The organism is Methylibium sp. Root1272, from assembly GCF_001425905.1.
In the GTDB taxonomy this organism is placed as follows: domain Bacteria; phylum Pseudomonadota; class Gammaproteobacteria; order Burkholderiales; family Burkholderiaceae_C; genus Methylibium.
The window spans coordinates 48,656-61,000 of sequence record NZ_LMDY01000019.1; the positions used below are offsets into that span (position 1 = coordinate 48,656).

At 71.0% G+C, this 12,345-nt stretch carries 8 protein-coding genes; 6 read left to right on the top strand and 2 right to left on the bottom strand.

Features of this window, described 5'->3' with window-relative positions:
• Window positions 1–51 precede the first annotated feature (51 nt).
• Complete coding sequence (locus ASC67_RS19555; protein ID WP_056326187.1) at window positions 52–1,332, bottom strand: type IV pili methyl-accepting chemotaxis transducer N-terminal domain-containing protein; 1,281 nt, start codon at window positions 1,330–1,332, stop codon at window positions 52–54.
• A gap of 335 nt (window positions 1,333–1,667) precedes the next feature.
• Here ASC67_RS19555 and ASC67_RS19560 point away from each other — a divergent pair, with 335 nt between their 5' ends.
• Window positions 1,668–2,930: a nitrate/nitrite transporter gene (locus ASC67_RS19560; RefSeq protein WP_056326192.1), complete on the top strand. Its 1,263-nt coding sequence runs from the start codon at window positions 1,668–1,670 to the stop codon at window positions 2,928–2,930.
• A 58-nt stretch (window positions 2,931–2,988) separates the two neighbouring features.
• On the opposite strand, the gene ASC67_RS19565 is transcribed toward ASC67_RS19560, so the two are convergent.
• Complete coding sequence (locus ASC67_RS19565) at window positions 2,989–4,698, bottom strand: bifunctional protein-serine/threonine kinase/phosphatase (protein ID WP_056326197.1); 1,710 nt, start codon at window positions 4,696–4,698, stop codon at window positions 2,989–2,991.
• A gap of 140 nt (window positions 4,699–4,838) precedes the next feature.
• Between ASC67_RS19565 and nirB the strand changes: the two genes are divergently transcribed.
• From nirB to cobA, 5 genes are all read left to right on the top strand, one after another.
• Window positions 4,839–7,286: a nitrite reductase large subunit NirB gene (nirB, locus tag ASC67_RS19570; protein WP_056326201.1), complete on the top strand. Its 2,448-nt coding sequence runs from the start codon at window positions 4,839–4,841 to the stop codon at window positions 7,284–7,286.
• Window positions 7,287–7,304: 18 nt separating this feature from the next.
• Window positions 7,305–7,685 carry a nitrite reductase small subunit NirD gene (gene nirD / locus ASC67_RS19575; RefSeq protein ID WP_056326576.1) on the top strand — a complete coding sequence of 127 codons (381 nt, stop codon included), beginning with the start codon at window positions 7,305–7,307 and terminating at the stop codon, window positions 7,683–7,685.
• Between the two features lie 32 nt (window positions 7,686–7,717).
• Window positions 7,718–10,507: a nitrate reductase gene (locus ASC67_RS19580; RefSeq protein ID WP_056326206.1), complete on the top strand. Its 2,790-nt coding sequence runs from the start codon at window positions 7,718–7,720 to the stop codon at window positions 10,505–10,507.
• Between the two features lie 117 nt (window positions 10,508–10,624).
• Window positions 10,625–11,581 carry a DNA-binding protein YbiB gene (gene ybiB / locus ASC67_RS19585; protein ID WP_056326213.1) on the top strand — a complete coding sequence of 319 codons (957 nt, stop codon included), beginning with the start codon at window positions 10,625–10,627 and terminating at the stop codon, window positions 11,579–11,581.
• Window positions 11,565–12,344, top strand: a complete 780-nt coding sequence (gene cobA, locus ASC67_RS19590) for a uroporphyrinogen-III C-methyltransferase (RefSeq protein WP_056326217.1) — start codon at window positions 11,565–11,567, stop codon at window positions 12,342–12,344. The genes ybiB and cobA overlap by 17 nt, the downstream gene beginning before the upstream one ends.
• Window position 12,345: the final 1 nt, after the last annotated feature.

Consider the following 12,345-nt stretch of genomic DNA (forward strand, 5'->3'; position numbering starts at 1 on the left):
TCCCCCCAGCTTGAGGGTGTCGAACCCCCTAGAGCCGGTCGACGCGACGCCTCAGCCGATCAGCGTCTGCATGCTGTGCTCGATCTGCCCGGTGAGCTGGTCGAAGCGCTCGAGCAGCGCGTCGCTCGCCTCGGCCAGTTGCTGCCGGCCGGCCGGCGTGCCGGCGGCGTCGATGCCGGCGCGCATCCGCGGCCAGGCCTGCGCCGCTGCGGCCAGCGTGGCGCGGATCTCGGGGGTCGACAGCGGCGCGGCCTGCAGGGCGGCCAGCGCCTGCTCGGCCTCGAGCGCGGTGCGCTCGGCCGCCTCGCGTGCCAGCGCGGCCATCGGGCCGGGCAGCAGCGTGGAGAGCAGCACCTCCTTGGCCAGCCTCTGGCTCAGCATGCGCTGCCGGCCCGCGAGGTTGATCACGTGCAGGCGCGGCATGCCGCTGGCCTGCTCGAGCGCGGCGGTCAGCGTTTCGGCAGACTGCAGCAACGCCTCGGCCAGCGCATCGAGCTTGAGCAGGCGCCCGGCCTGCGGTGCGTCGCCGAGCATCGCGTGCATCGGCTGCCAGGCGGCCAGCACGCCGTCCAGCAGGTCGCCGAAGGTCGGCTTGGACAGCAGGCGCCCGAGCTGGGCCAGGTTGGCCTGCAGGCGCTCGACCGCCTGCGATTGCAGAACCTGCGCTGCGCCGGCCTCCGCCTCACCGTCGGCGATCTGCAGCGCATAGAGCTTGACCAAGCGCTGCGACAGCATGCGCAACTGGCCGGAGCGGTTGACTCCGGCCGCGTCCTGCGCGGCATCGATCAGCTGCTGGGCCGCCTGACCGACGCGCAGCTGCTGCTGCATCGCGCTCTGGCGCAGCAGCCTGAAGGCCTCTTCCTCCGGGACCTGGCGCGCCAGCATCAGGATGCCCTTGGCCCGGTCCACGAGCTTGCGTTCCTCGTAGCGGTGCCCGAGATCCTCGAGCGCGTCGCGCAGCCCGCGCTCATGGCGGAAGCGTGCCTGCACCAGCTGCAGCAACGGCCGCAGCCGCGCCGCGGCGTAGCCCTGCACCACCCAGCCCTGCACGCCGCACTGCAGGGCTCGCTCCATGGCCTCGACGCCGGCGTCGCCACTGAACACCAGCACCGGCACGGCCTGGGTCGTGCGCAGGATGTCCAGGGCACGGAACAGCGGCTCGCCCGGGTGCGAGGACCAGACCACCAGCACGTCCGGTCCCTGCCGAAGTGCCTCCTGCACCAGCTTGTCGCACGGGCAGGCACCAAGCACGTGAATGCCGGCCGCGCGCAGGTCGGCCGCCAGCGACGGCGCACCGTGATCGGGGTCGAGGACGAGGAGGACGGAGGTCACGCGACGACGGGGCCTTTTCAGTGGAGAGGACGCGCTTCGCGGCCTGCAGGGGCGCCAGTATGGAGCAGCCGGCGTGCCGTCCGGCGTTCCGCCTGGCACGATTGCTGCTCTGCACAACGCGGGCGCAGCGACGCGCCCGGATCGGCGCTCCGCACGCCCGGTCCTGTGCACACCGACGTGCCCAGCTTCGTGCCTTCGTCACTCGCCTTCCGAGGCCGAGCGACCGTTCTCCCTGGAGAAGCACCATGAGCTCGCCGTCGTCGGCCGCCTTCATCGCGGCGCCCCGCCTCCCCCACTCGAACCGCTGCCGCGCGTGAGCGCAGGCACGTCACGCCATGGCTGATTTCAAGACCTTCGTGCGCTCGGGCCACTGGCCCACCCTGCTCGCGTCCTTCCTCTACTTCGACTTCTGCTTCGCGATCTGGGTGCTGAACGGCGCGATGGCGCCCTTCATCAGCGAAAGCTTCCAGCTCAGCGCGGCCCAGAAGGGCTTCATGGTGTCGGTGCCGATCCTGGCGGGCGCGCTGATGCGCTTCCCGCTCGGCGTGCTGTCGCAGTACATCGGCCGCAAGAACGCGGCGATGGTCGAGATGGCCCTGATCGTCGCCGCGCTGGGCTTCGGCTACGGCTACGTCGACAGCTACGACGGCGTGCTCGCGATGGGCGTGCTGCTCGGCATCGCCGGCGCGAGCTTCGGCGTCGCGCTGTCGCTGGGCTCGGGCTGGTTCCCGCCGCAGCACAAGGGGCTGGCGATGGGCATCGCCGGCGCCGGCAACTCGGGCACGGTGCTCGCGGTGCTGTTCGCGCCGCCGCTGGCGGCCCAGTTCGGCTGGTCCACCGTCTACGGCCTGGCCGCCTGCACCATGCTGCTGCCGATGCTGGTGATGTGGTTCGCCGCCAAGGAGCCGCCGGACCGCGAGCACCAGACGCTGCGCGAGCATGTCGCCTGCCTGTTCGAGAAGGACGGCTGGGCCTTCAGCCTGATCTACGTCATCACCTTCGGCGGCTTCATCGGGCTGGCCAGCTTCCTGCCGACCTACTTCTACGACCAGTTCCACGTCACCAAGATCGAGGCGGGCCAGTTGACGATGCTGGCCACGCTGATGGGCTCGGCGGTGCGCGTGCTGGGCGGCTACATCTCCGACCGCATCGGCGGCATCAACACGCTCAGCGGCGTGCTGATGATCGTGATCGTGACGCTGGTGATGTGCGGCTTCGCCGGCGGCTCGGTGGCGGTCACCACCCTGCTCTTCATGCTGTGCTTCGCGGCGCTCGGCGCCGGCAACGGCGCACTGTTCCAGCTGGTGCCGCTGCGCTGGCCGATGACCACCGCGGTGGCCGGCTCGATGATCGGCGAGGTCGGTGCGCTCGGCGGCGGCTTCCTGCCCAATGCGATGGGACAATCCAAGCAGCTGGCCGGCACCTACCTGTGGGGCTTCGTCGCCTTCGCGGTGCTGGCGCTCGTCATGCTGGTGATGCTGCGGCGCGTGCAGATCCGCTGGACCCGCACCTGGGCCGAGAAGGGCGGGCGCGCCCGCGCCACGGCGGCGTCGTCACCGACCGACTACGGCGCGGCGGGCCGGGCCGCGCGGCCCTGATCTCCGGCGCAGCCCCATGAGCCTCCCCCGCCCCGACACCGCTGTGCGCCGGGCCGCTTCAGCGCGGCAGGAACAGCAGCCACACGACGAGCAGCGCGTTGAACAGCAGCGAGATCGCGAAGGCGATCTTCCACAGCGCGCTCGGGTCGCGGGCGACGAGCGGCGTCGCCGGCGGCGCAGCGAGCGGGCGGGACGCGCCGCGCTCCAGTGCCAGCACGAACTCCTCGGCCGTCTCGAAGCGTTGCCGGCGGTCGCGCGCCACGGCCTTCAGAACCACGTGGTCCAGCCAGATCGGCAGCTCGGGCCGCAGCCGCGAGGGCGCGACGGGGTCGCGCCGGTAGCGCGCGATCTGGAAGGGCTCGATCTCGCCGTACGGCAGCCGGCCGCTCAGCCAGCGGTAGAGCGTGACGCCCAGCGCGTAGAGGTCGCTCGCCGCGTCGGCGCCGGCATGCCCCTCTTCCCATTGTTCGGGGTTCATGTAGCTGGGCGTGCCGGCATGCAGGCTGCGCACCGAATCGGGCTCGCGGCCGGAGATCGCCACGCCCAGGTCGAGCAGGCGCCACTGGCCGTCGTCGCCCAGGTGCAGGTTGGCGGGCTTGACGTCGCGATGCACCACGCGCTGGCGGTGCAGGCGACCCAGCGCGCGCGCCGCGGCGAGCACGCCCTCGACCACCTCGCCCACCGTGAAGCGTTGGCCGGCCCCCAGCATCTGCTCGAGCGTGCTGCCGCCGTGCCAGTCGAACACCGCGTAGAAGGCGCTCGGGTCGCGCGGCTCGCGCACCCGCACGAAGCCCTGCCCGTCGCGCTCCGTGACGGTGCGACCCAGCCAGGCCTCGTGCGCGAGCATCGCGCGCTCCTCCGGATCGCCGGCGCGCGACTCGTGCAGCGTCTTGATCGCCACCAGCTCGCGCGTCGCCGTATCGCGCGCCTGCACCAGCCGGTGCACGCCGGTGTCGGCCACCAGCGCGGTGATCACGTAGCCGTCGAGCGTGTCGCCCACCTTCAGGCGGGGCGGCATCGGCAGCTGGCGCCCCAGCAGCAGGGCGTCGTCCAGGCTGCCGGCATCGAGCCCGCGCACGCGGACGACCAGCGCCGTGGCGTTGTCGCGGCCGCCCGCGGCGAGCGCGGCCTCGACCAGCCGCTCGCTCGCCTGCTGCGCCGTCGCAGCGGCGGCCAGCAGCTCGCGCATCGCGGAACGCTTGAGCACCTGGTGCACGCCGTCGCTGCTGAGCAGCAGCGTGTCGCCGACCTGCAGCTCGCCCTGGTGGAAGTCGATGCGCAGGCTGTCGTCGAGCCCGACCGCGCGCGTGAGCTGGCTGCGCAGGTCCGGGTGGTCGAAGGCGTGGTCGTGGGTGAGCTGGGTGCACTCGCCGCCACGCAGCAGCCAGGCCCGCGTGTCGCCGACATGGGCGACGGTCCAGGTGTGCCCGCGCAGCACCACCGTGGTCAGCGTGGTCAGGCCCGACGCATCGCCACTGCGGCGGCGGTTGTGGTCGACCAGCCAGGCATTGTGGGCGCCCATCAGGCGGTCCAGTGCGACGGTGGTCTCCCAGGTCGCCGGCACGGCATGGAAGTCGTTGACCAGGGAGATCACCGCCGTCTGCGCCGCCACCAGGCCGTGGCCACCGGCCGACACGCCGTCGGCAATGGCCGCGATCAGGCCGCGGCCGGCCTCGTGCGGCGCCGCGCGCAGCGCCGCGGCGAAGTCCTCGTTGCGCTCGCGCGGGCCCTTGTGGCTGGCATGGCCGATGTCGACGTCGAAACTCATGAAAGGCGGGCGTCCTGGTTCCCCCGGCGCTGCGGTGCGCCGCGGCTGGGGCGCGCCGATTCTGCCGCCGAACGCCGCGCACACCGCGCCGCTGGCACCCCGATTGCTAAACCTCAGCTGTGGTCGAAGGAGATCCGCGCATGAAGAAGATGAAACTCGTGATGGTGGGCAACGGCATGGCCGGTGTCCGCACCCTGGAAGAGCTGCTGAAGATCTCGCCCGATCTCTACGACATCACCGTGTTCGGCGCCGAGCCGCACCCGAACTACAACCGCATCCTGCTGAGCCCGGTGCTGGCGGGAGAGCAGACGGTCGACGAGATCATCCTCAACCCGCTCGACTGGTACGCCGAACACGGCATCACGCTGCACCTGGGCAAGAAGGTCACCGAGATCGACCGCGTGAAGCGCGTCGTGCGGGCCTCCGACGGCACCGAAGCCGAATACGACCGCCTGCTGGTCGCGACCGGCTCCAACCCCTTCATCCTGCCGGTCCCGGGCAAGGACCTGCAGGGCGTGATCGCCTACCGCGACATCGCCGACACCAACACGATGATCGAGACCGCCACCAAGTACCGGCATGCTGTGGTGATCGGCGGCGGCCTGCTGGGCCTGGAGGCCGCCAACGGCCTGATGCTGCGCGGCATGCAGGTCACCGTGGTGCACATCATGCCGTGGCTGATGGAGCGCCAGCTCGACGACGTGGCGGGCAAGCTGCTGCAGAAATCGCTGGAGGATCGTGGCCTGAAGTTCCTGATCGGCGCGCAGACCGAGCAATTGATCGGCGACAAGGACGGCCGTGTGATGGCCGTGCGCTTCAAGGACGGCAAGGAGATCCCCGCCGACCTGGTGGTGATGGCCGCCGGCATCCGCCCCAACACCGAGCTCGCCGAGAAGGCCGGCCTGCACTGCAACCGCGGCATCGTCGTGACCGACACCCTGCAGACGGTGACCGACCCGCGCATCTACTCGGTCGGCGAATGCGCCGCGCACCGCGGCATCGCCTACGGGCTGGTCGCGCCGCTGTTCGAGCAGGGCAAGGTGTGCGCGACGCACCTGGCGCAGTTCGGCATCGGCCGCTACACCGGCAGCCTGACCAGCACCAAGCTCAAGGTCACCGGCATCGACCTGTTCTCGGCCGGCGAGTTCATGGGCGGCACCGACACCGAGGAGATCGTGATGAGCGATCCCTTCGGCGGCGTCTACAAGAAGCTGGTCATCAAGGACGACAAGCTGGTCGGCGCCTGCCTGTACGGCGACACCGTCGACGGCTCCTGGTACTTCAAGCTGCTGCGCGAGGGCCGCAGCGTCGCCGACATCCGCGACAAGCTGATGTTCGGCGAGTCCAACATCGGCGACACCGGGCACGAGGGCCACAGCAAGGCCGCCGCGATGGCCGACAGCGACGAGGTCTGCGGCTGCAACGGCGTCAACAAGGGCACGATCTGCAAGGCCATCAAGGAGAAGGGCCTGTTCACGCTCGAAGAGGTGAAGAAGCACACCAAGGCCAGTGCGAGCTGCGGTTCCTGCACCGGCCTGGTCGAGCAGTTGCTGATGTTCACCGCCGGCGGCGACTACTCGGCCGCCCCCACCAAGAAGGCGATGTGCGGCTGCACCGACTACAGCCACGCCGAGGTGCGCGAGACCATCCGCACCGTGCCGTCCGACGGCAGCAAGCTGCTGACGGTCGACGGCGTCTATCGCGCCTTGAACTGGCGCACCCCGAACGGCTGCTCGAGCTGCCGGCCGGCCGTCAACTACTACCTGATCAGCACCTGGCCGAAGGAGGCCCGCGACGATCCGCAGTCGCGTTTCATCAACGAACGCAGCCACGCCAACATCCAGAAGGACGGCACCTACTCGGTGATCCCGCGCATGTGGGGCGGCGAGACCACGGCCTCCGAGCTGCGCCGCCTCGCGGATGCCGTGGACAAGTACAAGATCCCGACCGTCAAGGTGACCGGCGGCCAGCGCATCGACCTGCTGGGCGTGAAGAAGGAAGACCTGCCCGCGGTGTGGAAGGACATCGGCATGCCCAGCGGCCATGCCTACGCGAAGGCGCTGCGCACGGTGAAGACCTGCGTGGGCAGCGAGTGGTGCCGCTTCGGCACCCAGGACAGCACGCAGATGGGCAAGGACCTGGAGCGTGCGATGTGGCGCATGTATGCGCCGCACAAGGTGAAGTTCGCGGTGTCGGGTTGCCCGCGCAACTGCGCCGAGGCCGGCATCAAGGACGTCGGCATCATCGGCGTCGATTCCGGCTGGGAGATGTACGTGGCCGGCAACGGCGGCATCAAGACCGAGGTGGCGCACTTCTTCGTCAAGCTCAAGACGCCCGAGGAAGTGCTCGAGTACACCGGTGCCTTCTGCCAGCTCTACCGCGAGGAAGGCTGGTATCTCGAGCGCACGGTGCACTACGTGAACCGGGTCGGGCTCGACTACGTGAAGAAGAAGATCCTCGACGACGCCGAGGGCCGCAAGGCGCTGTGGGAGCGGCTGCAGTTCGCGCTCGACGGCGAACCCGATCCGTGGTTCGAGTTCGACAAGGCCGAGGTCGACAAACGCCAGTTCGACGCGCTGAACGCCTGAGCCCGAAGGAGACCGATGATGAGTGACTGGAAGACGATCTGCCGTGTCGAAGACATCCCGGTGCTGGGCGCGCGCCGCGTGCTGCGCGCCAACGCCGTGGCCGTGGCGGTGTTCCGCAACGGCGAGGACAAGGTGTTCGCGCTGCTCGACCGCTGCCCGCACAAGGGCGGTCCGCTGAGCCAGGGTATCGTGTTCGGCGAGAGCGTGGCCTGCCCGCTGCACAACTGGACGATCGGCCTCGCCGACGGTTGCGCCAAGGCGCCAGACGAAGGCTGCACGACGCCGTTCGCCTGCAAGGTCGAGGCTGGCGAGGTGTTCCTCGATGCCGCGGAACTGGCGAGCAAGGCACTCGACGCCGTCGCGCCGGTGGCCGGCCCCTGCGCCAAGGCCGCAGCCTGACAACGCGAGACGAAAGACGGCACGCCCGAGCCATGCGCGAAACCCGCTCCACCTGCCCCTACTGTGGCGTCGGCTGCGGCGTGATCATCGAGTCGCAGGGCGCGCAGATCACCGGCGTGCGCGGCGATCCGGAGCACCCGGCGAACTTCGGCCGCCTGTGCACCAAGGGCAGCACGCTGCACCTCACCGCCTCGGCGGCCATCACGCAGCAGACGCGCCTGCTGCGTCCGCTGCGGCGCGCCGCGCGCGGCCAGGCTGCCCAGCCGGTGGGCTGGGAGGCGGCGCTCGACGAGGCTGCCGAGCGCTTCGCGGCGGTGATCGCGCAGCACGGGCCGGACGCGGTGGGCTTCTACCTGTCGGGCCAGTTGCTGACCGAGGACTACTACGTCTTCAACAAGATCGCCAAGGGCCTGATCGGCACCAACAACGTCGACACCAATTCGCGCCTGTGCATGAGCAGCGCGGTGGCCGGCTACAAGGCCACGCTCGGCGCCGACGCGCCGCCGGCCTGCTACGACGACCTGAAGCACGCCAACACGATCTTCATCGCGGGCAGCAACACCGCCTGGGCCCACCCCATCCTGTTCCGTCGGCTCGAGGACGCGCGCGCCGCCAACCCGGCGATGAAACTGATCGTCGCCGACCCGCGCCGCACCGAGACCGCCGAGGTCGCCGACCTCCACCTGCCGCTGCTGCCCGGCACCGACGTGGCGCTGTTCCACGGGCTGCTGCACCTGTTGATGTGGGAGGGCCTGACCGATACCGCCTACATCGCCGCGCACACCAGCGGTTTCGAGGCGCTGCGCGACCGGGTGCGCGAGTTCACGCCCAAGCACGTGGCCCAGGTCTGCGGGCTCGACGAAGCGGCGATCGTGCAGGCGGCGCGCTGGTTCGGCCAGAACACGCCCACGCTGAGCCTGTACTGCCAGGGCCTCAACCAGAGCAGCAGCGGCACCGACAAGAACGCCGCGCTGATCAACCTGCACCTCGCCACCGGACAGATCGGCAAGCCCGGCGCGGGCCCGTTCTCGCTGACTGGCCAGCCCAATGCGATGGGTGGCCGCGAGGTCGGCGGCCTGGCCAACCTGCTGAGCGCGCACCGCGACCTCGCCAATCCGCAGCACCGCGACGAGGTCGCCGCGCTGTGGGGCGTGCCGGACGTGCCCGCCGTGCCGGGCAAGAGCGCGGTCGAGATGTTCCAGGCCGCCGCCGACGGCGAGATCAAGGCGCTGTGGATCAGCTGCACCAACCCCGCGCAGTCGATGCCCGACCAGACGACGGTGCGCCGCGCCCTCGAACGCTGCGAGTTCGTCGTGCTGCAGGAGGCCTTCGCCACCACCGCCACCGCGGCCTACGCCGACCTGCTGCTGCCGGCCACGACCTGGGGCGAGAAGGACGGCACCGTCACCAACAGCGAGCGTCGCATCAGCCGCGTGCGCCCCGCCGTGTCGGCGCCCGGAGAGACACGCCACGACTGGGCCGCCGCGGTCGACTTCGCGCGCCGGCTCGAGGGCCGGTTGCCGCGCCGTGCCGCGGACGGCGGCAAGCTGTTCCCGTACGCGAGCCCTGAGTCGGTGTGGAACGAGCACCGCGAGAGCACGCGCGGACGCGACCTCGACATCACCGGCCTCAGCTACGCCCGCCTCGACCAGGGCCCGCAGCTGTGGCCCTGCCCGGAGGGCCAGGGCGAAGGCCGCGCCCGGCTCTACGAGGACGGCGTGTTCGCCACCGACGACGGCCGCGCCCGCTTCGCGGCAATGGCCTATCGGCCGGTGGCGGAGCCGCGCGACGCGCGCTACCCGGTCTCGCTGACCACCGGCCGGCTGCGCGACCACTGGCACGGCATGAGCCGCACCGGCACGCTGGGTCGGCTGTTCGGTCACGTCGCCGAACCCGGTGTCGAGATCCATCCGCAGGAACTGGCACGCCGGGGCTGGGAAGAAGGCGCGCTGGTGCACGTGACCTCGCGGCGCGGCTCGATGATGCTGCCGGTGCGCGCCAGCGAATCGGTCGCGCCGGCGCAGGCCTTCGTGGCGATGCACTGGGGCGAGGAGTTCGTCTCCGGCCTCTCGCCGTCGGGCGTGCGGCTGGCCGGCATCAACGCGCTCATGCCCAGCGCCTACTGTCCGCAATCGAAGCAACCCGAACTCAAGCACGCCGCGGTCAAGCTGCTGAAGGCCGAGATGCCCTGGCAGCTGCTGGCCGCCGCCTGGCTGCCCGAGGACCAGGCTCTGCTGGCGCAACAACGGTTGCGCGAGCTGATGCCCTCGTTCGCCTACGCGCACTGCGTGCCCTTCGGGCGCGAGCCGCACGCGCGCGGTGTGGTGGGCGTGCTGTTCCGCGCCGCGGCCGAGGAGCCGGCGAGCGACGAGCTGATGACGCAGATCGAGAGCCTGCTCGGCGTGGCCGGTCCACAGGCGCTGCGCTATGCCGACTCCAAGCGCGGCCAGCGCCGCGCGATGCGGCTGGTGGCCGGCGGCGGCGGCAACGCGCGGCTCGACGCCTTCGTGCTGGGCGGCGACATCCGCGCCGAGGCCTGGGTCAAGGCGCTGCTGACCGACGAGTTGCCGGCACAGGCCTACGGCCGCGCGCTGCTGCGGCCGGGCGCCCAACCGCCGGTGGCGGTGGTGGCGCGAGGCAAGCAGGTGTGCTCCTGCTTCAACGTCACCGAGCCCGAGATCCTGGACGCCCTGACGCGCTGCAGCGGAACCCCGGAGGCTCGGCTCGATCAACTGCAGGGCACGCTGAAGTGCGGCACGAACTGCGGCTCCTGCATCCCGGCCCTGCGCACCCTCGTTCGCGGTTCGGTGCAGGCCGCCTGACGCACACCAGGGGAGTGCGCATTCGACGAGTGTGGGCTAGCCTTCGTTTGCAAGCCGTTGCACCTGCGACGGCACAGACGGCCGGCTTGGCCTGAGTCTTGCGGAACACGGATCACGATGGGCATCGCGCACTACCTCAAAGAAATCGGCCGCGGCAAGGAAGGCGCACGTTCGCTGACCGAGGCCCAGGCCTACGACCTGATGAACCAGGTGCTCGACCGCGAGGTGAGCGAGGCCGAGCGCGGCGCGTTCGCGATCGCGATGCGCATCAAGGGTGAGAGCACCGAGGAGCTGGCCGGCTTCACCGCCTGTGCGGCCGAGCGCAGCCTCGTGCTGGAGGCGGATGCCGCGCCGGTGCTGCTGCCCTCGTACAACGGCGCGCGCAAGCTGCCCAACCTCACGCCGCTGCTGGCGCTGCTGCTGGCGCAGGAAGGCGTGCCGGTGCTGGTGCACGGACCGCTGCACGACCCGGCGCGCGTCACGACCTACGAACTGTTTGAGAGCCTGGGGTTGCCGATCGCCCGCGACGCCGCCGGCGTGCACGATGCCTGGGCACGCCACGAGCCGGTGTTCGTGCCCACCGCGGTGCTGTGCCCGGCGCTGGTGCCGCTGCTCGAACTGCGCTGGGTGCTCGGCCTGCGCAACCCGGCGCACACCGTGGCCAAGCTGCTCACACCGCGCGGCAGCGCCTGCCTGCGCATCGTCAACTACACGCATCCCGAGTACGCGGCTGCGCACACGCGCTTCCTGCAGCACACCGGCGCACACGCCTTGCTGATGCGCGGCACGGAGGGCGAGCCGGTGGCCGACGCGCGCCGCTTGCCGCGGCTCGACGTCTTCATCGCCGGCACGCCACGGCCCGAACTCGGCCGGGCCGCGGTCGAGGGCGTGCTGGCCGAGCTGCCGCTGCTGCCGCGCAGCAGCGATGCGGCGACGACGGCGGTCTACATCCAGGCGGTGGTCAGTGGCGAGAAGCCGGTGCCCGGCCCCATCGTCGAGCAGGTCGAGGTGCTGGTCCGCGCGCACGCCACGATGCGACAACACGAGGAAAGAGCCCATGAGCGCTCGGCCTGAACTTCCTGTGCCGACTGTCTGGCTCGTCGGCGCCGGCCCCGGCGACCCGGAGCTGCTGACCTTGAAGGCGGTGCGCGCGATCCGCGCCGCCACGGTGCTGCTGGTCGACGACCTGGTCGGCGACGCGGTGCTGCGCTACGCACGACGCTCGGCACGCATCGTCCACGTCGGCAAGCGCGGCGGCTGCCGCAGCACGCCGCAGGCCTTCATCGAGCAGTTGATGCTGCGAGAGGCGCTGGCCGGCGAGCGCGTGGTGCGGCTCAAGGGTGGCGACCCGTTCATCTTCGGCCGCGGCGGTGAGGAAGCCGCCTCGCTGCGCGCGCACGGCGTGCACGTCGAGGTGGTCAACGGCATCACCGCCGGCCTCGCCGCGGCCACCTCGATCGGCGCGCCGCTGACGCACCGCGACCACGCCCACGGCGTGATGCTCGTGACCGGCCACGCCAAGGACGAGTCCACCACCCTGGACTGGCGTGTGCTCGGCGCCGCGGCCGCGCAGGGCCTCACGCTGGTGATCTACATGGGCGTGAGCCAGGCGGCGCGCCTGCAGTCGGGCCTGCTCGAAGCCCTGCCGGCCGGCACGCCGCTCGCCATCGTGCAGCACGCGAGCACCGCACGGCAGCGCAGCGCGTTCACCACGCTGGGGGGACTGCTGGACACGCTGGCGCACGAAGGCCTCGGCAGCCCGGCGGTGCTGATCGTCGGAGACGTGTTGCGCGGGTTGGAGCAGATCGCTTCGCCGGCGGTCGCGCAGGCGGCCTGAG